This is a genomic window from Natrinema sp. 1APR25-10V2 (assembly GCF_031626495.1).
In the GTDB taxonomy this organism is placed as follows: Archaea; Halobacteriota; Halobacteria; order Halobacteriales; family Natrialbaceae; genus Natrinema.
In genome coordinates, this window is record NZ_JAMQOJ010000007.1 from 56,294 (window position 1) to 81,759 (window position 25,466).

At 63.3% G+C, this 25,466-nt stretch carries 24 protein-coding genes; 11 read left to right on the top strand and 13 right to left on the bottom strand.

What is annotated here, in order from left to right:
- Nucleotides 1–267: 267 nt before the first annotated feature.
- Nucleotides 268–501: an HVO_2901 family zinc finger protein gene (locus tag NDO75_RS20880; RefSeq protein ID WP_310908550.1), complete on the top strand. Its 234-nt coding sequence runs from the start codon at nucleotides 268–270 to the stop codon at nucleotides 499–501.
- A 98-nt stretch (nucleotides 502–599) separates the two neighbouring features.
- On the opposite strand, the gene NDO75_RS20885 is transcribed toward NDO75_RS20880, so the two are convergent.
- The gene (locus NDO75_RS20885) at nucleotides 600–1,256 is read right to left on the bottom strand and encodes an enoyl-CoA hydratase/isomerase family protein (RefSeq protein WP_310908551.1); all 657 of its coding nucleotides are present in this window, start codon (nucleotides 1,254–1,256) and stop codon (nucleotides 600–602) included.
- 137 nt (nucleotides 1,257–1,393) lie between these two features.
- On the opposite strand from NDO75_RS20885, the gene NDO75_RS20890 reads away from it, so the two are divergent.
- On the top strand, nucleotides 1,394–1,882 hold the full coding sequence (locus tag NDO75_RS20890) for a PH domain-containing protein (protein WP_310908552.1): 489 nt from the start codon (nucleotides 1,394–1,396) through the stop codon (nucleotides 1,880–1,882).
- Nucleotides 1,879–3,480, top strand: a complete 1,602-nt coding sequence (locus NDO75_RS20895; protein ID WP_310908553.1) for a PH domain-containing protein — start codon at nucleotides 1,879–1,881, stop codon at nucleotides 3,478–3,480. Before NDO75_RS20890 ends, NDO75_RS20895 begins: the two co-directional genes overlap by 4 nt.
- Nucleotides 3,481–3,624: 144 nt before the next feature.
- Here the strand turns inward: NDO75_RS20895 and NDO75_RS20900 are convergent, their stop codons facing one another.
- From NDO75_RS20900 to NDO75_RS20915, 4 genes are all read right to left on the bottom strand, one after another.
- Complete coding sequence (locus NDO75_RS20900; protein ID WP_310908824.1) at nucleotides 3,625–4,206, bottom strand: methyltransferase; 582 nt, start codon at nucleotides 4,204–4,206, stop codon at nucleotides 3,625–3,627.
- A 142-nt stretch (nucleotides 4,207–4,348) separates the two neighbouring features.
- Nucleotides 4,349–5,815 carry an amidohydrolase family protein gene (locus NDO75_RS20905; protein WP_310908554.1) on the bottom strand — a complete coding sequence of 489 codons (1,467 nt, stop codon included), beginning with the start codon at nucleotides 5,813–5,815 and terminating at the stop codon, nucleotides 4,349–4,351.
- Nucleotides 5,816–5,821: 6 nt separating this feature from the next.
- Complete coding sequence (locus tag NDO75_RS20910; RefSeq protein ID WP_310908555.1) at nucleotides 5,822–6,235, bottom strand: STAS/SEC14 domain-containing protein; 414 nt, start codon at nucleotides 6,233–6,235, stop codon at nucleotides 5,822–5,824.
- A 56-nt stretch (nucleotides 6,236–6,291) separates the two neighbouring features.
- The gene (locus tag NDO75_RS20915; RefSeq protein ID WP_310908556.1) at nucleotides 6,292–7,233 is read right to left on the bottom strand and encodes a cation diffusion facilitator family transporter; all 942 of its coding nucleotides are present in this window, start codon (nucleotides 7,231–7,233) and stop codon (nucleotides 6,292–6,294) included.
- A 463-nt stretch (nucleotides 7,234–7,696) separates the two neighbouring features.
- Between NDO75_RS20915 and NDO75_RS20920 the strand changes: the two genes are divergently transcribed.
- The 3 genes from NDO75_RS20920 (at nucleotide 7,697) to NDO75_RS20930 (ending at nucleotide 11,904) form a co-directional block, all read left to right on the top strand.
- Nucleotides 7,697–9,361, top strand: a complete 1,665-nt coding sequence (locus NDO75_RS20920; protein ID WP_310908557.1) for a transposase — start codon at nucleotides 7,697–7,699, stop codon at nucleotides 9,359–9,361.
- A gap of 1,108 nt (nucleotides 9,362–10,469) precedes the next feature.
- Nucleotides 10,470–10,865, top strand: a complete 396-nt coding sequence (locus NDO75_RS20925; RefSeq protein WP_310908558.1) for a DUF5805 domain-containing protein — start codon at nucleotides 10,470–10,472, stop codon at nucleotides 10,863–10,865.
- Nucleotides 10,855–11,904, top strand: a complete 1,050-nt coding sequence (locus NDO75_RS20930) for a tyrosine-type recombinase/integrase (protein ID WP_310908559.1) — start codon at nucleotides 10,855–10,857, stop codon at nucleotides 11,902–11,904. The genes NDO75_RS20925 and NDO75_RS20930 overlap by 11 nt, the downstream gene beginning before the upstream one ends.
- 500 nt (nucleotides 11,905–12,404) lie before the next feature.
- Here the strand turns inward: NDO75_RS20930 and NDO75_RS20935 are convergent, their stop codons facing one another.
- The 6 genes from NDO75_RS20935 to NDO75_RS20960 form a co-directional block, all read right to left on the bottom strand.
- Nucleotides 12,405–13,331, bottom strand: a complete 927-nt coding sequence (locus tag NDO75_RS20935; RefSeq protein ID WP_310908560.1) for a hypothetical protein — start codon at nucleotides 13,329–13,331, stop codon at nucleotides 12,405–12,407.
- 97 nt (nucleotides 13,332–13,428) lie between these two features.
- Nucleotides 13,429–15,189 (bottom strand): AAA family ATPase, encoded by a 1,761-nt coding sequence (locus NDO75_RS20940; protein WP_310908561.1) that lies wholly within the window; start codon nucleotides 15,187–15,189, stop codon nucleotides 13,429–13,431.
- A 69-nt stretch (nucleotides 15,190–15,258) separates the two neighbouring features.
- Nucleotides 15,259–16,092 carry an MBL fold metallo-hydrolase gene (locus NDO75_RS20945; protein WP_310908562.1) on the bottom strand — a complete coding sequence of 278 codons (834 nt, stop codon included), beginning with the start codon at nucleotides 16,090–16,092 and terminating at the stop codon, nucleotides 15,259–15,261.
- Between the two features lie 118 nt (nucleotides 16,093–16,210).
- Nucleotides 16,211–17,392, bottom strand: coding sequence for a hypothetical protein (locus NDO75_RS20950; RefSeq protein ID WP_310908563.1), 1,182 nt, complete (start codon nucleotides 17,390–17,392; stop codon nucleotides 16,211–16,213).
- Nucleotides 17,393–17,635: 243 nt separating this feature from the next.
- A complete protein-coding gene (gene dph2, locus NDO75_RS20955) occupies nucleotides 17,636–18,685 on the bottom strand; it encodes a diphthamide biosynthesis enzyme Dph2 (RefSeq protein WP_310908564.1) in 1,050 nt (349 codons plus the stop codon).
- A 52-nt stretch (nucleotides 18,686–18,737) separates the two neighbouring features.
- Nucleotides 18,738–19,331 carry a HalX domain-containing protein gene (locus tag NDO75_RS20960; RefSeq protein ID WP_310908565.1) on the bottom strand — a complete coding sequence of 198 codons (594 nt, stop codon included), beginning with the start codon at nucleotides 19,329–19,331 and terminating at the stop codon, nucleotides 18,738–18,740.
- A 249-nt stretch (nucleotides 19,332–19,580) separates the two neighbouring features.
- On the opposite strand from NDO75_RS20960, the gene NDO75_RS20965 reads away from it, so the two are divergent.
- Both NDO75_RS20965 and NDO75_RS20970 read left to right on the top strand, forming a co-directional pair.
- A complete protein-coding gene (locus tag NDO75_RS20965) occupies nucleotides 19,581–20,501 on the top strand; it encodes a permease (protein ID WP_310908566.1) in 921 nt (306 codons plus the stop codon).
- A gap of 98 nt (nucleotides 20,502–20,599) precedes the next feature.
- Nucleotides 20,600–21,625: a hypothetical protein gene (locus tag NDO75_RS20970; protein ID WP_310908567.1), complete on the top strand. Its 1,026-nt coding sequence runs from the start codon at nucleotides 20,600–20,602 to the stop codon at nucleotides 21,623–21,625.
- Between the two features lie 75 nt (nucleotides 21,626–21,700).
- On the opposite strand, the gene NDO75_RS20975 is transcribed toward NDO75_RS20970, so the two are convergent.
- Nucleotides 21,701–21,883, bottom strand: coding sequence for a zinc finger domain-containing protein (locus NDO75_RS20975; RefSeq protein ID WP_310908568.1), 183 nt, complete (start codon nucleotides 21,881–21,883; stop codon nucleotides 21,701–21,703).
- A 201-nt stretch (nucleotides 21,884–22,084) separates the two neighbouring features.
- Between NDO75_RS20975 and NDO75_RS20980 the strand changes: the two genes are divergently transcribed.
- Complete coding sequence (locus NDO75_RS20980; protein WP_310908569.1) at nucleotides 22,085–22,480, top strand: hypothetical protein; 396 nt, start codon at nucleotides 22,085–22,087, stop codon at nucleotides 22,478–22,480.
- A gap of 3 nt (nucleotides 22,481–22,483) precedes the next feature.
- On the top strand, nucleotides 22,484–23,125 hold the full coding sequence (locus NDO75_RS20985; protein ID WP_310908570.1) for an METTL5 family protein: 642 nt from the start codon (nucleotides 22,484–22,486) through the stop codon (nucleotides 23,123–23,125).
- Nucleotides 23,126–23,146: 21 nt separating this feature from the next.
- On the opposite strand, the gene NDO75_RS20990 is transcribed toward NDO75_RS20985, so the two are convergent.
- Nucleotides 23,147–24,994, bottom strand: coding sequence for a rhomboid family intramembrane serine protease (locus tag NDO75_RS20990; RefSeq protein ID WP_310908571.1), 1,848 nt, complete (start codon nucleotides 24,992–24,994; stop codon nucleotides 23,147–23,149).
- A gap of 143 nt (nucleotides 24,995–25,137) precedes the next feature.
- On the opposite strand from NDO75_RS20990, the gene NDO75_RS20995 reads away from it, so the two are divergent.
- Entirely contained in the window at nucleotides 25,138–25,419 is a 282-nt protein-coding gene (locus NDO75_RS20995) for a DNA-directed RNA polymerase subunit L (RefSeq protein ID WP_310908572.1), read from the top strand.
- Nucleotides 25,420–25,466: the final 47 nt, after the last annotated feature.

Below are 25,466 nucleotides of genomic sequence, written 5' to 3' on the forward strand. Positions count from 1 at the left end.
GTAGGGAAACGCAACGGACGGCTCCGGCCGTCCGACCGCTAAGCAGTCACATTCGATATGGGAATTCGACTGGGGCGACAACAGTTAACAAGACGCGCGCGATCTACCAGCACACGCGATACTCGAGACCGAGTAAACACGGATTCCGCTCGTTCTTTTTTCCGGATCGGTCGTCGGCAAATCGGGGCAGTGACGCCGAATCGGATGCAAATCCGGCGGAATAAAAGAACCCAAGCAGTTTTGATGGAGGCTCGCGTCAGACGAAATATGCACACCTGTCGCAACTGCAACCAGTCGTTTCAGACCGAGCTCGCCCTCGAACTACACCGAGATACGTGCAAAAAGGGACAGCTCTTCTGTCAGGTATGCGGGGAGCGATTCCGAGAGGGGACGGCGACTCAAGACGGCTGGCACTACGAGTGTCCGAACGAGGACTGTGACGGTGACGGACTACAAGAGGACCTCTATCGAGTCGAAGACGTCCGTACCACGACCCACTAACGCTCCGACCCCGCGTTTCCCGTTTTTCGTTTCGTCTCGACCGATAGTCACCTTTTCTCTCCCCACACCGGCTGGTCATTTGAGAGCGCCAACCCGGATTAGTCGGGAGCGTACGCCGCCGATTTCAGTTCGCTCACGGCGTCCGAATCGTGCGCCGCGATACCGCCGACGAGATTGCGCGCCGCGTCCTCGACGTCGTCCGCTGGAACGACCCTGTTTGCCAGCCCCAGTTCGCGAGCGCGGGTAGGATCGATCGCGTCGCCGGTGAGGACGATCTCCTTCGCGGCTCTGGTTCCGACCAGCCGCTCGAGGGGGTCGACCGTGTGGGTCGCGGCGATGCCGAACTGCACCTCGGGGAGCGACAGCGTCGTCTCCTCGCCGAGGACGAGGAAGTCACAGCGCAGCGAGAGGATGAAGCCGATGCCGACGAGCGCTCCGCGGGCCGCCACGACCGTCGGGTACGGCCGGGACGCGAGGAAGCCGTAGATATCGTCGTTTAGCTCGGTGATTCGGTCGGCGTACTTCTCGTCGTATTCCGGGTCAGAGACGATCTCTCTGTCCATGCCCGCGCAGGTCGCCGGCCCGTTGCCTGCGAGGACGAGCCCCTGTATCTCCTCGTCCGGCAAGTCGAGGAGCGTGTCCCGCAGCTCCGAGAGGAGCTCGAGTGTGACGGCGTTGAGCTTGTCCGGCCGGTTCAGTCGAACGGTGGCGATCCCGTCGGATCGCTCCACTGCGACGAGTTCGGTCGATTCCATGTTCGCCATCACCCGTGCGACTCGCATAAATTCGGGTGATCGACGCAACCGGTACCGCCGACCGCCGGCCCTCTCACGCGCTGCGAATCGTCACCGCTTTCCCACCCTTTAATCTCGTTTGTTCCGTCACGAGAGGTATGGAACGGCTCACCCCGCGAGTGCGGATCGTCTGGCTCGCCCTCGCGATCGCTCGAGCCGCGATCCTCGGCGCGTTCGTCGTGGGCGGAGCGATCGCGCTCGCCCGAACCGACCTCCCGAACCCCGCGCCGGGAGCACTCGTCCCAGCCGCTATCGCACTCGCGGTCGCGCTCGCCGTCCTGCGCGTCTTCGTGGCCTGGCGACGCTACGGCGTCTGGCGGTTCGATCTCCGGGACGACGACCTCTATATCAAACGCGGCGTCTTCACCCGGATCCAGACAGTCGTCCCATACGTCCGGGTGCAGCACGTCGACTCGCGGCGCTCGCCGCTCGAGCGAACCGTCGGCCTCTCGACGGTCGTCGTCTACACGGCCGGTTCCCGGAGTTCCGATGTCGCCATTCCCGGGCTGACGCCGACGCGAGCGGAGGACCTCCAAGAGTCGTTACGGCGGCTCGCGATCGAGAGCGCGGGTGAAGACGCCGTATGAAGAAGCTCCATCCCGCTTCGATCGCTGTCCGATCGCTCTCGCGCAGCCTCAATACGGGGTTCGTGTTCTTCGTCATCGGCGTCGTCGTCTCGCCCGGCGGAAACGGGATGAATCTGCTGTCGGTGTTCGGCCTCGTCGTCGTCGGGGTCATCGTGGGTATCGTCTACGAGTTCGCCTACTACCAGCGGTTCCGCTACGAACTCACCGCGGACACGTTCGACGTCACTTCCGGTGTCATCTCGCGCCGGGACCGCGAACTCCCCCTCGGACGGATTCAGAACGTCGACATCAGACAGAACGTCGTCGAACGGCTCCTCGGCATCGCCGCGGTCCACATCGAGACCGCCGGCGGCGGCGAGACCGAAGTCAGTCTCCAGTACGTCGACGAAGACGAGGCCCACCGCCTCAGACGGCGGCTCCGTCGCGGTGCGATCGACGAGGAGGCCGCCACAGCGGCAGACGACGATGCGCTCGAGGACGAGCGTACGGACCGACCCGCCGACCGCGAGACGGAGTCGGTCGCGGACGAGGAAGTGCTGTTCGAGATTCAACCCCGCGAGCTCGCGATTCTGAGCGTCTTTACCATCGATCCGGGAGCCAGCGTACTGGGCGGGGTCGCGCTTTCCTTTGCCAGCGGCCTCGACCCGACGACGCTCGTCCCGGTCGACCGCATCGAGACGCTCCCGGGGCCTGCGACCGGCGTGATCGCGCTCGTCTGGGGCCTCCTGCTCTTCCTGCTCGCCGCCTGGGTACTGAGCGCGACGCTGACGTTTTCCCGTTACTACGGCTTTCGGCTCACCCGCGCCGGCGACGAACTCTACTACGAGCGCGGCCTCCTCCAGCGCTACAGCGGGACGATCCCCCTCGAGAAAGTGCAGGCGCTGACGATCTCCGAGTCGATCCCCTATCGGTGGTTCGGCTACGCCGCGCTGAGCGTCGAGACCGCCGGCTACGCGCCCGGCCAGTCCGGCTCCCGCGGGACGGAATCCGCGATCCCGCTCGCCGCCACCGACCGGGTGGCGTCGCTCGCGCGCGCGATCGAACCGTTCGGGCCGGTCGACCCCGAGTCACTGCCCGGACGCGCTCGAGAACGCTACGCGGTCCGGTATCTTCTCGTGGTCGTGGCCATCGTCGGCGTCGCGTATCTGGTAGCGCGATTCGCACCGTTCGTGGACCGCTGGTACCTCGTCGCCGCCATCGCGGTTCTCGTCCCGTTCGCCGCACACCTGAAGTGGACGAATCGGGGATTTCGCGTCGGGGAACGATACTTCCTCACGCGAACGGGCTTCTGGCGGCGAACGACGAAGGTCGTCCCACACTACCGGGTACAGGCCGTCCTCCACGAGTCGACGATCTTCCAGCGTCGCCGGCACCTCGCCAGCGTGACGGCCGACACCGCCAGCTCCGCCTCGTTTTTCGGCCGTGGCGCGACGGCCTACGACGTGGATGCCGAACGAGGGCTCGAACTACAGGCCGAAATCGAGCAACGGCTCCAGGAACGCCTTCGCGTTCGAAAGCGACAGCGAACGAGCAGTCGAGGGGACTGGGACTCGAGTACGCCGGTAGACGACGAAGCGGCTGACGACGGCGAACCGTAATCGAGACGGGGCGGTTCTCGGTCGCCGCGCCCCGCGTGTAGTTGCGAATGCCAGAAACTGTGCATCAATCCTTGGCGAAGATGTTCGATATTCTGTCTTGGTTCTTAATCGGATTCCCAGCGAAACAGGGATTAGCAACGGTTGCTATTCGCCCAAGAACTCCGTGACTGACTCCCAGTTGACAAATCGAGGCGTCTGGTCGCAGTACTCCTCGTACTCTTCGCCGTAGTGTTCCCGGAGCCACGGCTCTTCTGCGAACGGGAAGAGCAGGTAGATGACGGCGGTCAAGAGGCCGTGTACTGCAATTTTCCGGGAGTTCACCGCGAGGATTGCGCCGACGATGAACGTGATGAACCCGACGCTCTGGGGATTCCGAGTGTACTTGTAGATGCCATCCGTTCGAAGTTCCCCCTCACGGCCGCTGCTTTCCATCCAACCGAGTTCGAACAGGGCCGAGAGGGAAAACGCCATACCGAGGGTCGAGATGATGGCACCGACGATTCTGACGGGGCTACTCGTGAAGCTGAACGAATTCCAGTCCCGGTAGGCCAGTACGGGGAACCCTGTGAAGACGACGGAGAGGGCCGACCAGTTGCACCACCATCGCCACGTGCTGTCACCAATCGGCCAGAGGCGACGGTCGGGCAGCAGCGCACTAGCGATATATCCGATAATCAGAGCGACATCGGCGACGAGTGCGGTGAGGAAGAACCGATCCGATCCCATAGTCACGGATAAGTGGTATTCCTTGTTACTTCAAAGTCGTTGGGAGAGAGGCTGCAGTCGCCAGTTGGAGGAACGAACACGTTCTGAATACGAAATCACTACTATCATCTGCTATTCGAAGGGTGATTTCCACGGACTCCTCTCAGAGTAGGTATTTGTCCTTGATTGATTGGAACGCGAGCCGCCCGAGCAACTGGGCTGGGCCGCGCTTCGGCAGATCGCGAGCGACATCCATTTTACTCGGCGGCTCACTTCCACCGATTCCGAGTTCCCAGTCGGTCTCCGACGCAAAGCGGTCGACTGCGGCTTCCACTCGGTCGCGCACCGCATCGGCATCCATCGTCTTCACGTCACCATCTTCCATTAGCACGTCGCCGTCCACGATGACCGTCTCCACGTCGGCGGGTGTCGCGTTGTTGGCGACCTGCGCTGGAATATTGGTTAGCGGGGCGAACTTGGGCTTCTCGACGTCGAGCAGAATGACGTCAGCCCGCTTGCCGGACTCGAGGCTTCCGATCTCGTCGCCGACGCCGAGGGCCTCTGCCCCCTCGATGGTGAGCATCCGCACCAACTCCATCGAGTGGTACTGACCAGTCGACCGCTTGAGATTGGCCGCGAGCCGCGCCTGTCGCGCCTCCCCGAACATGCTGTAGGAGTCGTGCCAGTAGTGATCGTCGATGCCGAGACCGACATCGACTCCGGCTGCGCGGAGTTCTGGTACCGGCGTCCACTGTACATCGCTGCCCGTGTTCCAGTAGGAGAAGATCGACGGGCAGTGCGCGACCGACGCGTCCGCCTCGGCAGTCCGCCGGATGTCTTCGTCGTCGGCGAGGCGGAAATGAGCGGCCACTAGACGACCATCAAGGAGGCCGACGTCGTCGAGCAGATCGAGCGAGTCCTCGGCACCGTTCGACCGCGCCATCGTGTTGCTCTCCTCGAGTTCGAGTAGGTGGGTGTGAACGAGTAAATCGGGATACTCGGCGGCGAGATCAGCGGTGCGCTCCCACAGCTCGCGCGTACACGACCAGTCGTCGTGGGGGTTAATCGTCGCGCGGACGCGACCGTCGTAGGCGTCGTGGTACTCGTCGATGAACTCGCGGGCGCGGGCAAACTGTTCGTCGACGGGGACGTCCCAGAAGAGGTCGGAGAGTGCCGGGCCGAAGAACCCGCGGAGGCCCGCCTCGCCGAACGTCTCCGCGCCTGTGCTTGGGCAGACGTCCATCGAGTTGACGGTGGTGACGCCGCCAGCGAGGAAGTTGAGCGCGGCGAGTTCGTACCCCGCCTCCGTGAGATAATCGTACTCGCTCTCGGCGATGTGGCCGTAGATGGCGGTCATCCCGCCCATCATCTCCATCAGGTCAAGATCGCTGAAAGCGCCGATTAGCGGCGTCAGTTCGAGGTGGGTGTGGGCGTTGACCAGCCCCGGCATCACGAGTTTGCCCTCACCGTCAATGACGCGGCCGGCCGAGATGTCTGCATTGTCGTCCCGGGAGGCTCGTACCTCGGTAATGCGACCATCTTTGATGAGTACCGTGCCTCGTTCGTAGAGGCGATTCCGGTCGTCGACCGTGAGCACGTATGCGTCGTGAATAGCGATGTCAGCGACCATTTTTGTTCAACTATTAGATGGTTTCTCATCAGGGTTGGCATTACTCGCTGTCACCCAAGCAAGGGCTCGTCGCCGTTCCTGCAGTTCGTAGTAGCGCATCTCGTCGGGGGCGACCGGCCAGACGGGGGCGATGGCCCGCCACTGGTGGTAGAGGAGCTTCGCCCAACAGGAGTCACCGACTGCGGCGTACCGACCGATGTCGAACGACGGCCCGGTTCGCAGGTCGGGGACGACGCCGTGCAAGTGCGAGAGATACGTCGCCAGCGTCCAACCCGTCGTCTCCTCGTACACGTGTACCGTTCCGTACTCGTCGGTCTTCTCGACGAGCAGGTCGTAGAACTCCCGATACCCGGCGGACGTGCCGTGCCCCATCCGGATTGCGACCACGTCATCGCGAGTCGCCTCAAGAATCTCGAACATGGGGGAAGTCGTCCGTCCCGTAGTCGTGAACTCGGTCGCAGAATCATCGGTCATCGTTAGTGGGCGTGATTGTTCAGATGCGTGTTGCGGTCGCTGTAGCCGGGACAGAGTTCGACGGTGACGTGGTCAACGCCGTGGTGGGCAAGTTCCTCGTGGACGCGCCGAGACACGTCTTCGGCCTCTGCCATCGTCTCCACATCGGTCTCGATGTGCGTGGTAGCCACGGTGATTTGGCTACAGATCTGCCACGCGTGGAGGTCGTCCACAGCTGTCACGCCATCGATCTCGCGGAGGACGGCCCGCACTTCGTCCGAGTCGAACGGCGTCCGGTGCAGGAAAATCGCGCTACTACCGCGCAGCACCTTCCCCGCCGACCACGTGATGACGACGGCAATCAGCCCCGCGACGATCGGGTCGATAATCTGGTAGCCGGTCATTTCGATGACGATAGTGGAGACAATGACGGCAACCGAGCCTCCGGCGTCGCCGAGCAGGTGGTAGAACGCGCCCCGCTCGTTCAGGCTCATCTCACCGCCCTGCAGGACGTACACCGAACCGACGTTGACGAGCAGACCACCAAACGCGATTGCCAACGTCGGCCCCGTTCCGATCTCGATGGGGTTGAGGAACCGCTGATAGGACTCCCAGAGGATGAACCCGACCATCGGCAACAGCAGGACTCCGTTGAGAAACGCTGCCGTTGGCTCCAGTCGGTGGAGGCCGTACGACCACTCGTCGCCTTCGCCGTAATGGTCGGCGACGTGGGCGGCGGCGAACGCCATCACGTACGCCAGCGCGTCGAACAGCATGTGGAAAGCGTCGCTGAGCAGCGCAACCGAACCGAACAGCAGGCCGCCGGCGAGTTCGGCGAGGAATCCGAGGAGGTTGATGACGGAGACGGCAGCCAGCTTCCGACTACTTGTTGAACTCGCGTCGTGCCCGTGGCTGTGGTCGTCGTGGGAGCCATCATGGTCGTGTCCCGACTCGTATTCGCTCATCTTGCTCTGACTTTGACACTCCTGTATTATTAAAATAGCTGCTAATAAAGCAGCTATTATGAAAATGACTAGCAATAGTTTCGGAGTCTATTATTAATATCGGGGATGTCAGCAATGACCGTGCCGAGACCGAGGGCGAAGTCAGGCCGGTTACTAAATATTTATGCTTACGTGGATGGGAGTACCTCGGGTTCATAATAGGAGCCCGAGGGCACGGGGAAAAGCACCAAGTGGCCACGCGTTGTCCCCGCGCCACCGGACGTCAGCACCTGTCCGGCTGGCGAGAGAAGTACCGCAGGAGGAGTGACAACTCTGCGAATCGAGTTTCCGGAAATCACACGCCGAGCGGTAAGTACCAGTCTGCCGACTAACGGGTGCTGGACTCCGGCAGACCTACGATGACAGAACCACGACAGACCACGACACGGCACCGCACACGAAATAACCAGTCCGAGGTGGTAGGGTGAGCGACGACTTTGGCGGCGGATACACCATGCTGGCCAAAGACGCCGCTGACAGAATCGACTCGGACACCACCGCGGTCGATATGGTCGCCGCCCTCGATGTCAGCATATACGCTCGCAACGATCCGTACGCCGACTCGCACCGTGCGGAACCGTTCGAACCGATGTTCCGGGCTATCCTGCTCGCCGAACTGGAGGACTACTACATCTCCGAACTGCGCCGGCGGCTCGATCACCCGGAGGTGGCCATCCGACTCGGCTTCGACCCGCAAGATGTCCCCCGCCGAAGCACCTTCACGCGGGCGCGGAACAACCGGTTCGCCGAGCTGGCGACTACCATCGAGACCGCCGCCCGCCAGATTCGGGCGATCGCCGCCGAACGCGGCAGCCCCATCGGGGCTTCGTTCGCCTCCGACGAGGAAGACCGAGGGTCGTCGACCCGCACGGAATACAGGTTCATTCGCCAGAAGACGAACGAGGTCATCGACGAGATGGAGCAGGTCGTCTTCCCCGCACTCAACCTGCCACGGCCGGATAACTCCATCTACGACGAGGAGGAGCTGTTGTCGCTAGAGACGCTGATGGCGATCGATCGGCTGGCGGCCAACAACGGCGGCGATCAGTTCGGCGATTACCTCGACCCTACGGGTGAACTCGACAGCTCCGATCCGTTTCACGAGGACGGCCCGACGGGAGAGACCCTGCTGGAGGCGATCAAGGAGTTGGAACCGGAAGCCATCTCGGAAATGGTGAACCGAGCCGCGGCCCGGATCCTCGCCCGCGCCAAACCTCTGAAGGCGTTCGAGCGACCCGTGATGCTTTCCATCGACATCACGTACGTCGCCTACTACGGCGACCGAGACGAGTTGGTTCGGGTGCAGGGCGCACCAGAGGACAAAGAGTACGACTGGTGTCACAAGTACGCCACAGCGAACGTGGTGGGCGACAACGTCCACTTCGTCGTGGCGATGCTCCCAGTTGGGGACGCCGACTACCACAACCCGGACGCGTATCCCGGAGAGAAACAGAGTTACCGGGTCGGCGATGTGGTGCGCCAGCTCCTGTCCATCGCGACCGAGCAGGTGAGTGCCCGGTGCGTGCTGGCCGACCGCGAGTTCTACGCGGGGGACGTGATTGCCGCGTTCCACGAGTACGGCCTGAAGTACGTGATTCCCGCCAGACGGACTGCAAGGGTCAAACGATTCGTCGCCCGGATGGACGGTGAAGTGGCGGTCGAACACGAGTATGCCCTCTACGCGGCGGTGAAGCACGGGACGACCCAAGAACGCGTCGTGACCAAGTTGGTCGGCCTGCCGGCGGATGAGGACTACGACGAGCCCCAGCCGTTCATCACGAACCTTGACGTCGATGACGAGATTCGGCTCGACCGAGAGGAAACAAAGCGCATGATTGAGCGGTATCGGCGACGAGGAGCCATCGAGACTGCGTACAAGAAGATCAAGGAGTTTACGGCGTGGACGACATCAAAAGCGTTCGAGGTGCGCCTATTCCATTTCGGCTTCGGTGTTCTCCTCTACAATATGTGGTTGTTGGTGGACTTCCTCGTGCAGGACAAGATCGACGGGGAGTTCCGACCGAAGCCACGGCTGACGGCGAGTCGGTTCCGTGGTTTCCTTGAGCGGAGGATTCACGCCCTCCTGTGATCTCGGCTCCGGGATAGCCCTTCGGTAGAGGCATCGCTCTTCTTGGTCGCAGTTATGTCTGACTAGCGATACGACTTGATTTCACTCCATTTCACGAAAGCAAAAGTATGAAGTTGGTGGTTGTGAGCATCTCTGCCGGCCAATCACGGAATGCGGGTGATACCGTGGTTCTCATGCACAGTTCGCAACTACAGCCCCGCCACTCTGTATAGCATTATAGAATTTACGAGTCCGGTGGCCAACGCCACCTGGTCCGATACGACGAAGACCTCGGAGGAACGAACGCACACGAACCGGTGGTTGAGAGGCAGTAGGGCACCGCGTCACCCCTCTGTGACTTCACCGAGGGGTTACTCGTGGTGGACGAGAGAGCCGCCTGATCGGCCTCTAGAGCCGTCTGCGTGCCTTCTGGGGTCAGCGAACGTGAGAGACGCGAGGCCCACCGTGAAGCGAGCACCGGCCAAATTCGACTGTGGTGGCGTTCCCCTTCGACGCCGTCGAGAACCAATCGACTGCGGCAGATTGCATCGGTCGGCCCACACGGTGGAAGAACAGCCGTCGCCGACTCCGGTACGTCGGCGGGACGGGAGAACCGGGGAATCGCGCTCTCGCGTTCGGCATCGCTCATCCGTCGACGACCGCGTCTGTTCGAGGGACGTGGTCGGGAACCTGCTCGAGGCGAACGACAGCGGGTAGACCTCGAACGAGAGTGCACCGACGACTTCCTCGCAGGACGTGTCGAGCCGACCGTCCGTTGCAGACCCGATTCGACCATCATCGACCGCGCCGAACGGAGACTGCCACCGATCCAACGATAGTTCTCGATCGTCGTTCTTCCGTCGCCACTGCGAGACCGGTCGGTACGGGAACATCACTCAGCGCGTTCTGGTGGCCGTTGTTTCGCTCGAGTACCGCATTCACCAGGATTTGTATATCGAACTGCAGGCCCATACGTGAGGCGCAGATATCCGAACTCGTGTCCTGATAGATAATAGTATCTCAATCAATGGGTCCATTTTGCGCGGCTATGGCGGAACACAAGCTGAGATAAATATACTTAGCTCGAATAATGGGAAGGTTGAAGGTCACCGCGTCTGATGAACGAGATATGAGCGACTCGGCGGACAAATCTAGAAAGTCTGTCAAAACGTACGTCCCTGCCTACCAGAAAGCGGAGTGGCAATCACACGCCGATGATCTAGAGATGAGTCAAAGCGAGTTCGTCCGAACGATGGTCCAGGCCGGTCGAAAGGGGTTCGAATCCGCCGCTGTGGAACCCGACTCTCCGGACCCAGACCCTGGGGGTAGCGGTCTCGAAACGCAGGTCCTCGAGTTACTCTCAGCTGACACGTACTCGTGGGACGAACTCCTCGAGGCGGTCTCCGACGATATCGAGTCGCGACTGGACGAGACCCTCGAGCAGTTACAGGCGAACAACCGGATTCGATACAGCGGTCGCCACGGCGGGTACACCACCGTCGACGGAGGCGGCGATGGCGACTGAGCCCGAGGCCGCCGCGCCGGCGGACGTCGACGATCCTATCGCGTACTTCCTCGACGACCAGCGCTACCACGGTAAGAGCGAACGAACGCTCGAGGCCTACGAGCGCGTCCTCCGTCGATTCGAGGCGTTCGTCGGCGAGCGGTTCGAGGTCGACGCCGTCGGCGCGGCCGAGCGACGGGAGTGTATGGCCTGGATCCACTCGCTGCGCGGCGAGTTCGAAGACAGCACGATCGCGTCCTACGCCTCGTATCTCAACCGCTTCTACGACTACATGACCCGCGTCGGCGTCTTCGACGAGAATCCGATGGCGCTGGTCATGGAGGAGATGACCGAATCGATCGACACCAACCCGACGAGACGGGACATCTCGGTCGGCGAAATGCGGTCGTTCGTCGCCGAGATCGCACATCCCCTCGAGCGAGCCGTCGTCGTCACCCTGCTGAAGACGGGGATGCGCGTCGGCGAACTCTGCAACCTCGATCTGCGCGATCTCCACCTCGAAACCCCCGAGATCGACCTGGAGTGGACGCCTCGCGTCGGACTCGAGCGTCGGCCGTCGTCGCTGTTCGTCTCGGCCGAACCGGCCCGGGGGACGACAGTCAACGGCGAGGAGCGAACGGCTTCGAACAAGCGAAAGCGGGATACGGTCGTCCCGGTCGACGGGGAGCTTCGGCGGGCGCTGCTCGAGTGGCTGGCGATCCGCCCGGACGCGGTGTCGCCGGCGCGGCCGCTCTTCCTCGACACCGGCGATTCGTGGGGAGAGCGACTCACCCCCTCGGACGTGCGCTATGTCGTCGAGAAACACGCTCGAGAGCGCGGCTGGTACCGGACCGGCGGCGGAACACAGGAGAACGTCACGCCACATTACTTCCGGCACTTCTTCACCACCCATCTTCGAGACCGGACCGGCGATCGAGGGATCGTTCAGTATCTTCGCGGCGACGTCGCCGGCGACGTGATCGATACGTACACCCACAACTGGGGGGATCGGGTTCGAGAGACCTATCTCGGCTGTATCTATTCCGTGACCGGCCGCTGAGCCGGCTATCGGCATTTGAGCGATACGACTAGCGAAAGCCGCTCTCATGGCCTCTATCGCTTCGCATGTGGACTTTCGAACGGGCTGTCTCCACCTTCCCTGCAGCCGGATTCGGGACAATTTGCCGGATTGTTACTACAGCTATACTCAACTATCTAGTCTCTACTCGTTCAAATAAACTCCATTACGCTATACTGATTCAGCGAAGCTGCAGTTGCGAATCGTGGATGAGAACCCCAGTATACAACCATACCGTGATGTGGGATCAGAGACGCTCTCAACCGCCAACATCATACTCTTACCTCAGACAATCCGCGAAACCAAGTCGTCTCGCGAATTAGCCACGACTGAGATCGAGAAGAGTGATGCCTCTGCCGAGGGGCTAGCCCGGAACTGAGATACAGGTGGGCGTGTATCCTCGCTCGACCAGACGACGAAAATGAGACAGTCTCCTCGGATCGTTGCAGAACGAGGCGGCCGGGCGACCTCCTCTTTCGACGCTACTGACCGACCGCGAGTTCCGTCTCGAGGTCGCCGCCGTTCAACAGCGACCGTACGAATTCGACAGTCTCTGTCGTCTCCGCGGTGTTCTCGAGCAACACCGTTTCGCTCGGAAACAGCTGTTCGCCGAGCAGAAGACCGTGATCGCGGGCGGTCGAGCCGGTGACGGTCAGGTAGACGCCCAGGCCCGCGTCGGCGATGGCCGCTTCCTCCTCGCGACCCTCTTCCGGGTAGCGAAACTCGATCCCCTCGAGCGCTCGCGTGCCGAGTACGGCCTGAACGAGCCGTTCGTAGCGCGGTTCGATACAGAGTGGACCCTCGTAGCTCTCGAGGAAGTCGCGATCGAGCGACCCCGAGGAGGGTGCGATTTCGGGTGAGGCCAGCAGCGTGTGGTAAACGGTGTCACCGAGCCCGGTGACGACCTGCACGTCGGTGTCGGAGGGGTTGATCCGGGCGTTGACGTCGGCGATTCGGTCGAGCGGCTCCGGTCGGAGTTCGACGACCTCCTCGAGGACCAGATCGGCGCTGTCGAATCCGAGTCCGAATTCGTGCGTCCGAAGGGCGCGGAACGGTTCTTCGCGACCAACGAGCTGAATCGCCGCGCCGTCGGGGGCGCCCTCGACGTCCGCAAGCGGGATCGTCACGCTGTCGAAGACGATCCGTCGCGGCTTTCCGGCGCGGTCGTCCCGGAGGAGCGTGTACTCGGGTTCGGTCGGATCGTCGACGATACTGTAGTCTGCGAGACGATGGTACACGTCCGCCTCGTCGGCGTCGAGCGTTCCTTTCGTGAGCGCCTTCTCGTGGCGAAGCGTCGACGTGATGTCGTCCGCGAGGTCGGGAACGTCGAGGCGGTCCGCGAGCCTGTCGAGCACCGACTCGAGCGGTCGCCCCTTTCGTGGTACAGCGATCGGTATCGTCTCGCCCATCGATCGATTCTCCACAGGCGACGGATAAACGAGTTGTGTTTCCGGAACAGTCGCCGCAGTGAGCGAAATCCGATCCTCGTCGGAAAACGGTGGTCCCCTATTCGGAGAACATCGACCCGAGCTGGTCGCGCCACTCCTGAATCTCGGTCACGTCGTCGCGAACAGCTTCGAGGTCGTCCTCGACCTCTTCGAGATCGTCCGCGACCGAGTCGACGTCTTCGTCAACGGCTTCGATGTCGGCTTCGAGATCGGTGTTCCAGTCGCTGAGATCGTCGATATCCTCCTCGAGATCGTCGACCTGCGAGTCCGTTTCCTCGAGGCGCTCGTCCATCGATTCGACTTCGTCTTCGAGAGCCGCGAGATCGTCCTGAAGCTCCTCGATGAGCTGTGCGCCGGTGCCGTTCTCCTCGAGGAAGGTCTCGAGCGCGTCGGTGTAGGCGGCGACCTCCTCGACGCGGGACTGGAGGTGCTCGACTTTCGCGATGTCGGGGCCGGACGGCTCGAGGTCGAGTTCGCTTTGGATGGCCTCGAGGTCGTCGTCGTCGACGGTTCCGTCGCGGATCTCGGTCGCGAGACGGGCCGCGATCGAGCCGCCGGCCTCGGGGCCGGCGTTCGGCGCTGCGTCGGCGGTTGGGTCGGCGTCGGACGTGTCGGCCGCCGTGTCCCCGTCGTCGTGTTCGAGCTGTGCGTCTCCCTCGTCCGGTTCGGACTCCGTGTCTGTCTCGCCGGTTTCGTCGGTCGCGTCCGGCGTCTCGTCGGCCGTCTCGAGTCCGTCCGCATCCGTCTCGTCGTCTATCGTCGCCTCGAGCGATTCCTCCGACGACGATTCCGTCTCCGCTTCGGGTTCGTCGGGTTCCGTCTCGGGCTCGTCGAGAGTCGGTTCGCTGTCTGCGTCGGCGGTAGCTTCGCCGGGCTCGGCCGCATCGGAGCCGGCGGTCCCCTCGTCGCCCTCGTCGGCAGCCGAGTCGCCGAGGTCGAGATCGATCTCGGGGCCGGACTCTTCCGTCGCGTCGTCGCCGTCGTCCGCACCCGTCGTGTCAGCCGAGTCGTCCGCGTCGGTGCCGATATCGAGTTCGACGCTCGGCTCGTCGTCGGTCCCCTCTTCGTCCACATCGAGCTCGCTCTCGTCCGCCTCCGGCTCCGGAATCTCCTCTTCCTCGAAACCGAGGTCGATGTCCGGCGTCTCGTCTTCGTCGTCCTCCGCTTCGGCGTCGTCGACCGGATCGGGATCGATGTCGCCGAGGTCGAGATCGAGCCCCCCGTCGTCCGCCGGCGTGTCGTCGGTGAGGGTCGGATCCTCGTCCGCGTCGGCTTGGTCGGTCTCCGCCGACGCCGTGTCGTCGGCCGGCTCGTCGTCCTCGAGTCCGGGAACCGACTCGGACTCGCCGGAGATCATGTCCTTGACGGCTCGATTGCGGTCTTCGGAGACGATGTTACCGATGACTTCGTCGTCGACCTCGTCGGCCTCCGACTCTGACTCGCCGTTGTCGTCACTGCCGCGTTCGACGACCGTCGGCTCCGTGAGGAACTCCGCGGCGCGGTCCTCGTCGTCGAGCTGGATCCCGTAGACCGTCTCGAGACGCTCGTCGGGCTCGAGCGTGGCGGTGAACTCGACGTGATTGTCCTGGAACGCCGTCCAGTCGTCGCTGTGGTAGTCCGGGTGGAACCCGACTTTGTCCATCGGGAACGAGGCAGGGATATCTTCCGAGAGCTGAAACGTGACCGGGGCGTCGCGGTCCGATTCGATCTCGAACCGGATCGCAGGGACGGGAAACTCGTCCGCTGCGAACGATTTTCTGACGGTGATTCCGTCAGTGCTGACCTCGACCACGTCGTCCGTGTCGGCGGTGCTACTCATATGGGACCAATGTTACAATACCATTACTATAAATTGTGCGGACGGACTCATGTCCGAACAGCGATACGTTTACAGATCGACTCGGTCCCCGATCTCGACGATCTCGAGTCGCCGCGGGTAATCGAAGCTCGCGGCGTGGTGGTGTAGCGCCGTCGGATCGGCTGTGAGTCCCTTCCACATGTCCCAGTGACTCGGCAGGAGTCGCTCGCACTCGAGCGCGGCAGCGCACTCGACGATCTGATTCTCGTCGTTGTACCAGCGGGTTCGCTTGGGTTCGCGGGTCTGCTTGTCGGGAATCCGCCCGACGGTCCCGAATGCGAGCGCCGCGAGGTCGATGTCGTACTCGCCACCGAGTCGCTCGAACTCGTCGGTCGGCTTCGTGTCACCGCCGTGGAAGAACGTACCCGCCTCGTGTTCGAAGACGTAGCTCACGGGGTGGGTCGCGTCGGGGTCGTTCGCCGGCTCGACGTGAACCGTGAACTCGCCGAGCTCGAGGGTATCTCCCTCGGCAACTTCGGCGAGCTGGTCGATGGTCACGTCCCACTCCTCGGTCCAGTTCTCGTCCTCGCGGGCGACCGCGACGCTGTCGTCCGGCCCGTAGAACGTCGCACCCGTGTTCTCGAGGATCGGCGCCTGGCTCGGCCCGTGGACGTGGTCGGTATGTTCGTGCGTCGCGAGGACGGCGTCTGCCTCGTCGACGTCCGCAGGGTCGAACGGCACGGGGATCATCCGGATCGTTCGCGGCGGGTCGCCCAGCCCGAGGTAGGGGTCGATATAGATCGTCGTCCCGTCGCTCCCTTTGAGCACGAAGCCGTTACAGCCGAGATACCAGATCGCCACGCCGTCGGGGTTCGCGTCCGCGACATCGCGGACGAGCCAGTCGTCCCAGTCGCTGTGAATCATGTGCGTGGCTGCGCGGACTGGCCGTGTAAGTGTTGCCGTCTCCACTGACGGTTCGAGGCGACGGCGAGCGACGTTCAGATCGAGAGAAAAACGGACGATGGGCGCAGAACGGCCACGATCAAAGCGGAGAGGGTACGTGGACGTCTTCCCGTCGGCCGTCGAAGCGCTCGAGCCGCGAGTCGAGTAGCTGACGCATCAGGACGACGAGCCCGTTCTGTGGACCGTCGCCAACGATAGCCGTTTCGACGGGCCCCTCGTCGCCCGACGGTGACTGTCCGATCGTTCCGAGCATGACCGCCTCGCGATCAGCGAACACCAGCCGCCCCACGGATTCGCTGGACGGCGGGAGATCGAGCCAGTCCCGCTGGGGTTCCCAGACGACGACGCCTGGAATTCGATCGCGAACGAGTTCACGGACGCGCGGATCGCGAGACCCGAGGTAGACCTCGACGCCGCGATCGACCGCGTCTTCGATCCGGCGGAAACAGCCCTCCTCGAGCAGGCCGGTCGTCGTAAACAGCAAGAACAGTTCGTCGTCGGCTCGCTCGCAGAGCGACTGGCCGGTCGTGACGACCGTCTCGCGGCCCTCGAGCGTCCGAACGGCAGACCCGTCCTCGGCCGCGGTTTCGGCGTCGGCGGAGTGTAGCCACTCCGCGCGAAGGAGGGGGTGTCCCTCGTAGGAGACCTGGCCCGCCGCCGCGTCGTGGCTGACGAGCGTGGCCTCGTTCAGCATCGGCAGGTGGACGTGCACGAGCGAGGTCCACACCTCGTCGACGCGTTCGTCCGAGACCTCGCGTTCGGTCGTGCCGGCTTCGCGGGCGGCGACATCGCGGGCGAGCGTCTCCGTCGCGATCGGGTGATACTGGTTCCCGAGGACCGACAGGAGCGTCCGCCGGCGTTCATTGGCCAGCGCCTCGAAGACGGCATCGAGATCGTCCCGCTTCTCCGTCCGGCCAGCCGAGAGAGCACGTTCCAGGGCTGGGATATCGAACGCCGGATGATCGCCCAGCGCGATCTCCTCGTCGTCCGTGCGCTCGAGCAGGCCTGCGTCGGTCAGGCGCGGGAGTTGTCGGTGGTGGAGGTCGACGAGCGCCTGCCGCTGGTCGTCGTCGGTTACCGCAGCGAGTCGTTTATCCGCGGTTACTGCTGCGAGCTGGAAGGCAAGATCCTCTTTATCGACGGGCCGGGGAGACCGTTCGTGGACGAGACGGAGGACGGTCCGGCGGCGGACGTCGGCGAGGGCGTGGAAGAATGCGTCGCGAACATCGGCTGTGGATCCGCTCGTAGCTGAGTTACTCATCGACTACTGGTCGGTGACTAGCGGGCAAAAGAACTCCTCCAAACTGCTTTGGATTCAGTGGACTATTACGGCTGTTTGGTGAGAAATTCCCGAATATACACTAATAGAAACGTGATCGTAGTATCGTATTTCGTTCTCGCGACCGATCATACAGTTTAACGCAAGTCTCTCGAGAGCAGAACAATCTCGAGCGACGATCGACAGTAGCGCTGGATATGACGATCGAACCGCAACAGTGGCACGCTACCAGGTGCCGTGGAACGTATCGAACGAGAGGCTATCGAGCGGCTCGTCGCCGACGGCGATTCGGTACTCGCCGGGCGTGAGCATCGGCTTGTGGAACTGCGGCCCGTCGTCGGTCGTGATCCGCGGACAGCCGGTGTTGACGAACGCGTCCATATCGAAGTTCCGCAGGCGGTCCGGCGTCACTTCGTCCATCGTGATGAGGTATGCGTTGTCGTTGTCGTCGAGGATCTCCTGAGCGATCTCCCAGCGGCCCTGTCCGATCTTGGTACAGAAGATGACGCCCCACTTCTCGGCGTCCATCGCGCGATGGATCGCGCCGTAGCGCTGTTTCATGAACTTCTCCGTGTCCGCGACGGTGACCACATTGTTGACCGGGTCGGCGATAACGACGTGTTTGTCGGGGTGTTCCATCGCCAGCCCGAGGGGGTGGAACTTCCCGCCGCCGACGTACAACACCTGATCCGCGGGTACGTCCGCGCTCGCGTAGTTGCAGCCGAGCACCTGCCCCTCGTGGGTCAGCCGGTCGTCGCCGCGGCGGCTGTGAACCTCGTAGCCCCGCTCCTCGAGGAACTCGCTCATCTCCTCGTAGCGGTTCATGTGTTGGGCCGTGGTGACGAGGCCGACGCCCTCGGTCTCTTCGGGCGGCTCTAAGGTGTCGAGGGCCTCCTCCATGATCGGCGTGACCTCGACGTTCGAGAACAGCGGGACGTAGATCACCTTGTCCGTGTCCTTCATCGGCGAGTGGCCGAAGTGAACGAACACGTCGGTGCGTTTCATCAGGTAGGTGTCGAGGTCGCAGGCTCCGTAGCAGGGCTGGCCCGAGAGCATGAACGTCACGTCGTCGTCGGCCAACTCTCGCAGGTCGTCGGCCACGGCTGGACCGCGACGTTTCAGTCCCTCGGGAAACTGCAGGCCGACCTTTTTGGCGTCCCGTTCCTCGATCGCGTCGACGATCTGCTCGAGTTCGTAGTCCCACTCGCGATCGTGTTCGAGACGCATTCCGGTGTTCCTGAGGTCGCCCTCACTGTATTCCGGCTCCTGGCTCATTAGCCTCTGTTACGGCCACGCACGTATAACGGCGGCGCTTCTCGAATCGTCGTCAGGAGAATCGTTGGACCCGCTGTGCCCCGGAATCGGTGGCGTAGTCACACGCGGTAAACGCCGCTCGAAAGTCCTCGCCGTCGAAGGCCGCTACCAGTTCGTCTAGCTCGTCGAACAGTTCCCCGAGCCGCCGCTGTACTGCCGCGTACTCCTCGTCGTCGGGATCGTCTCGGGTGTGCGCCTCGAGCGCGCCGCGTCTAGCGGCCAACGTCGCGCATTCGGCCATCAGTTCCTCGTATCGGGCCCGACGCGCCAGTCGATCGACAGTCCCGCGGAGGTCGGTCTCGTCGACGGGCTTGACGAGACAGTCACCGGCAATGCGCCGACTCTCGAACTCGCGATCGGCGCTGCACATGACCGCAATCGAGTGCGAACCTGCGCGACGGTCGATCTCGGTCGCGACGACGGTTCCCGCCTCCGCCTGAAGGTCACGATCGACCAGTACGACGTCGGCGCCGTCGAGTCTCGCGAGAGCCTCCTCGCCGTCCGTCGTCGTCCGCACGCGATAGTCATCTATGAGCAAAGAACGGATCCCCCCAACGACGTCGTGATCGGGGGCTGCGACGAGAACGACGGTTGTGTCACCAGCCATAATTCGTGATGGTAGTAGGTCTCTATTCGACCGTCATCAAATTATGGAATAATTGCGTTTCAGTTACAGATTCGGTCGGACTCGACTGCGTCTGTCAATCCGCTACGCCGAGCGGTCGATATCGCGGCAACACGGTACTTCTGGGCACACCGGACCGGTTCACAGCACGTGACTCCGGGTGACGGAGAAAGGGACGCAGTTCTTTTACCGTCCCAACAGTCATAGTACTGGAGCCTAAACGGGGGGTTAATGGCAGCGGAACAGGCCGCAGACGGCTATCTCTTCGACCTCTATCGTCGATACATCGGAGAACCGGAGGACCGAACCGACGTCTACGTTGGGTTCGGGCTGTTCCTCGGCGGAATCGGGCTCGCGATCGTGGGACTGCTGCTCTTCCTGTGGGGGAACACGTTCGATGCCCGGTCGCCCGGCTACTTCGCGTGGGTCGGGCCCGCGTACGCGCTCGAGATGATCGCACTTCCCGTGGTGATGCTCGGGATCGTCACGCTCCTCCCCTCGGAACGGCGAATGCTGTACGCGTCGACCGGCGGCGTCGCGATTACAGTCGCCGCAGTCGTCGGGTTTCTCTTCGTCTATCCGCAGGATTGGAACGGGTACGGCGACGATTACACCGTTCAGGTGGTCGCGGTGTACGCCGTCGGACTCGCCGGCATCACCGCCTCGACCGGCGCGGCACTGATCGCCCACTACCTCGATTTGGCCCAGCAGGCCGACGCGGTCGTGACCGGCGACGAGACCGACGACGAACCCGAACTCACCGATGAAGACATCCAGCAGGATATCGACGAGGCGATGGAAGGCGTCGAGCTCTCCTGGGGCGGCGTCCAGAAGACCGAACACAAGCGACTGAGCTTCTCCGAGGACGATTTCGACGACGTCAACGTCGACACCGACGCCGGGACGACGACGACGCGCTCGACGGGGGTCGACGCACAGGTCGCCGGTCTCAAAGGGCTGAAAGGCGGCGAGACGAAGACGACCACCTCGAGTGCCACCGTCGACGATCAGACGGCGAAACTGAAGGAACTCCGCGAACAGCAGCGCGCAGAAGACCTGGCGACGGCCGACGACGACGGCGTCGCCGCGACGGTGACGAAACCGTTCTCGAAGCTGGTCGAACGCGTTCGAAACGTCTTTACACGGAATTAAGCACTGATTGGCGGGTCGAAACACCGTTTTACTTTCTCCAGTCGGAGAGAGTAATCAACGCACATAGATTTATAATCCGTCGGTGGCCTTGCCCACACATGGCCAAAGGCCTAGACGTTGGAACGATGAACATCCTGTCAGCACAGCAGGATGGGAACGACACGGTTTTCGTGCAACAGCGTAACTCCTTCGTAGAGATCGAGTACTCGGACATGGCCGAGCAGATGCTCTCGCGAAGCGAAGTCCTCCACATTCGCAAAGACGACAAGGTCTACGTCGTCGGCGACGACGCGTTGAACTTCGCGAACATCTTCAACAAGGAGACGCGGCGGCCGATGAAACACGGGATCCTCTCGAACGACGAGCAGAGCGCGATCCCGATGATGAAGCTCATCATCGAGCAGGTCGTCGGCGAGCCCGCTTATCCCGACGAGAAGCTGTACTTCTCGTCCCCCGCGGACCCGATCGACTCGGATCTCTCGACGCTGTATCACCAGAAAACGATCGAGTCCTTCCTCGACGACATGGGGTACGACTCCGAACCGATCAACGAAGGAATGTCCGTCATCTACAGCGAACTCGCGGACAACAACTTCACCGGTCTCGGCATCTCGTTCGGTGCCGGGATGACGAACGTCTGCCTGTCTTACTACGCAGTGCCGGTCATGAAGTTCTCCGTCGCCCGCGGTGGCGACTGGGTCGACGAGCAGGCCGCCCGCGCGACCGGGACGCCCGTCGACAAGGTCACCTCCATCAAGGAGGACGACTTCGAACTCGACTTCACGACCGACGTCGGCGGCGTCGAGGGCGCGCTGTCGATCTACTACGAGAACCTGCTCGACTACGTCATCGAGAACATCGTCAAAGAGGTCGACGAGGAAGACGTCGAAGAAGGTCTCGACGTGCCCGTCGTCGTCACCGGCGGGACCTCGAGCCCGAGCGGCTTCGAGGAACTGTTCCGCGATCACCTGGAAGAAGCGAACATTCCGTTCTCGATCAGCGGCGTCACGCACGCGAACGAGCCGTTGTACAGCGTCGCACGCGGTGGCCTCGTCGCCGCTCGCTCCGACGAGGACGTCGATCACGACGACGACGAAGCGGAAGCGGCAGCCGCGAACGAGTAACCTCGACGCTGCCGATTCGATTTTTTGCGCGCCGGAGTCCGTTCGCCTCGAGCACCGCAAACGGCGACTTCGGCGTCAGCGCTCGGCCGACTGTTCGTAAAACCGATTGAACGCATCCCGCCAGGATTCGACGTCCTCCCCGGTCGGTTGGTGTTCGACGGGGATGTCAGCGAATCCGCATCGCGTGCACGTGACCGTCGACGCGTCCTCGAGCGCGAGTTCCTCGATTTCCCCCCCACACCGTGGACACTCGTCCATACCTGTAACTTCGCCGGGGTATCCTTAACTCTATTCGAACCTGTAGATATTCCGTTACGTTTCCGGGACAGCGGCCTGTACGCGCCGAACGCGTTCGAACGGCGCTGGGTCTCAACTCGAGGACAGTCTTCCGCAGCACCGATTGTATTACTACCAAGCATCCGGAAAGCTTTTTGTATGCAAGCCATGTATGTGGCGGTAATGAGTACGACGCCATCCCCCGTGTCTGCGATCGACTGCTGTCAGCCGGCCGATGTCACTCCCGTCGCCCTCGAGGCGGACGCACTCGAGTCGACTGCTCCCGAGTACCTTCGAAGCCTCAAGAGCGAACTGACGGACGAGGGGCTGGTTCCGGCCGAGTTGACCGTCGACGCCTGCTTCGACGAGGACTGTTCGCTCGCGACGCAGGAGGAGGTCGACCGAATCCGCGGCTACGTCCGCGCAGCCTCCTTTCTCGGCGTCGGGAGCGTGACCGTCACTATCGACGACGTAGCCGACCCCGCGAAGGTCCAGCCGGCGCTATCGGCCTGTGCCGAGCGGGCCGACCGCGAGGGGCTCGCGTTCGACCTCGAGGGACCGATCACCGTCGACAGGTGAGTGATGGCAGGACCCTCGCGGCGCACGCTCGCCCGTCGGCTCGAGTCGCTGGCGGACTTTTCGGCGCCGTCCGCGGAACTCGAGCAGTACCTGACGCCGCCGGAGTTGGCCGCCCACCTCTGCCATCTGGCGGGGCTACAAGGCGATTTCGAGCGGCAGGTCGTCGATCTCGGGACGGGAACGGGAATGCTGGCGATCGGAGCGGCGCTGTCCGGCGCCGACCGCGTGGCGGGGATCGACGTCGATCCCGGGGCGCTCGCGGTGGCTCGCCGGAACGAACGGACAGCGACTGCAGACGACGACAGCGCACACGCCGTCGGCTGGCTCCGAGGTGACGTGACGCGACATCCGTTTGCCGTCACCGACGCGACTGTCCTCTCGAATCCGCCCTTCGGCGCACAGCGCGGGAACCGCCACGCCGATCGGCGGTTTCTCGAGACGGCCCGGGAGATCGGGGCCGTCTCCTACACGATCCACAACGAGGGAAGCCAGGAGTTCGTCGAGTCGTTCGCCGCCGACGAGGGCGGCGAGGTGACCCACGCCTTTCAGGCCGAGTTTCCGATCCCCCGGCGGTTCGAATTTCACACCGCGACGGAGGAGACGCTCGCGGCCGAGGTCTTCCGGATCGAATGGCGCGGCCAGTAGTCGTGGCGGTGAAACCGGAACTCAGAACCCGTCGTACGTCTCCTTGCTCCCGATCGCGACGCGAGTCCCGTCGGCGGCCGCGTAGACCGTCTCGTTTCGGCGTTCGAAGACGAGTCCGCCGGCTGTCGTCGTCCCGTTTTCGTCCGGGAGCATCGCGGTCGCGGCGACGTCGGTTTCGCTCGAGGTCACTGTGAGACGGAACTCCCCACCATCGGAACGGATCGTCACGTTTCGCCCGGCGATTCGCGCCTCGGCGCGCGAGCCGTTGGACTCGTACGCGAGCTCGCGGTCCGTCCCGTCCTCCCAGAGCCAGACCTGGTAGACGGTATCGTTGCCGACTGGCGTCCAGCCGGTGCGTTCGACGTGGACCGCCTCGCGCCAGCCGGGGCCGCCGACGTAGACCGTTTCCTCGCCCGTGAACGCGAGTCGCTGGGCGCTGACCGCCTCGAGCCAGATCTCGCGTTCGTCGCTGGCGACGATCACCCCGCTCGACTCGAGGCCCGCGTCGCTCTCGATGGCCTCGATGCCGATGCCGCTGACGAGCCCGTTCGGGACGCCCTCGACGTATTCGACGGTGTAGTCGTCGATCTCGACGGCGGTCTCGGTCGACGCGGTCGCGTCCTCGACGACGAGGAAGTTCGCGGGGATGGCCATCCCGGCGAGGAGCGCGAGGACTCCCACGACCGCCAGAAAGGCGGTTCCCCGACGCGTCAGGATCGACGTCGGCGTCGACTCGCGAACGTGGCGCTGCGTGCCCGCTGTGATTTCGCGGACGCGGTCGAGCCGGATCCCGGCTGCGCTCCCGCCGTCTTCGCCCCCGCTACCGGCTAACTCGAGCGCCCGGTCGATCGGCGGCCGGTTCGACTCGGCCGTCCGATCGGGCTCACGGGCCGATCCCGAGAACAGCCCCTCGAGCCGTCGGGGAACGAGGGGCGTCTCGGAGGCGGTCATCGAGAGCGTGACGACGAGCGCGAGCACCGAGACGATGGCGATACCGGGCCCCTGATACAGAATGTAGGAGTTGTCGGCTCCGAACCAGTAGATCGCCCACAGCCCCTTCGAGAATCCGAACAGGAGGACGGCCAGCCAGAGATGAAGCGGGTTCCGCCGGGCTCCCCGGCGCTCGAGGAGGACGGTCCCGAGGACGAGGCCGAGAAAGAGCCCGAGGGCGTGGCCCTGGATCGCGATCCCGGCCCACGAGGGGGGTGACGGTGGGCTCGGCTGTGCGGTGTAGACTCGAATCGGGTCCTGCAACGCGTAGTAGAGGCGCAGAACGACGCTCTGGACGCCGAGCGTTCCGACGATCGTAACGATCGGATAGTGGACGAGTGCGAAGCCGGCGAGGGCGAAGACGACGCCGGAGAAGCCGATCACGGGGCCGAGCGCGAACAGGCTCGTCGCCAGTCCGACGCCGATGACGGCCAGCGGGAAGAGGACGACCGCCCGGATACGCGGATCAGTTCGCCACGAGTCGGTCCGTCGAGAGGCGCGGTCGTCGGGATAGTGGCCCCACGCGTATTCGGCCAGCGGTGCGACGACGAGCGTTCCGGAGAGGTTACCGATGAGGTGACCGGGACCGGCGTGAGAAAACGCCGCAGTAACCATCCCGATCGGATAGAGGTACGACCACGAGCGGAAGGGGATCGTCACCGGATCGTCGAAGTCCGCGGCGCCGCTCTGGACAAACAGATAGACACAGAGGACGAACGCGATCACGACGAGCGAACCCCACGGAACGCCGTAGACGAACCGTGCCCGGAGCACGTCGCGCCAGCGCCGTTCCGGCCGGTGGACCCGCCTCACGACCGCGATCGATCCCACCAGCGCAGCGGCGACGGCGACCGTCAGCAGGACCGCGAACACGCGCATGTCCCGTGGTTCGAACGGGGCCGTATAGTGGTTTGCCTTCACCGAACGGCGTCCGAGGACGGAGTCCGCAGACGAACGCCATCCGGCGGCCGGCGAGCGCCGGCTTCGAAAGGTACAAGCGGCCGACGAACGGAACCGACCGTATGGAACTGCGGGTCACCGAGAGCACCGAAACCGAACTCTCCATCGAGATCGCCGGCGAGGATCACACGTTCATGAACGTGCTCAAGGGCGCGCTGCTCGAGCACGACGACGTCAGCGCGGCCACCTACGACGTCAACCCCGAACAGTCGGGCGGCCAGACCGAGCCCATCCTGACCATCAAGACCGAGGGCGCGGACCCGCTCGAGGCGCTCGAGGAGGCCGCCGTCGACGTCCGCGAGAAGGCGAACGCGTTCCAGAACGCGTTCGAAGCGGCCGCGTAACGTTCTGACTCGGCCCGCGGGCGATCGCTCGATTCGTTTCTCGAGAG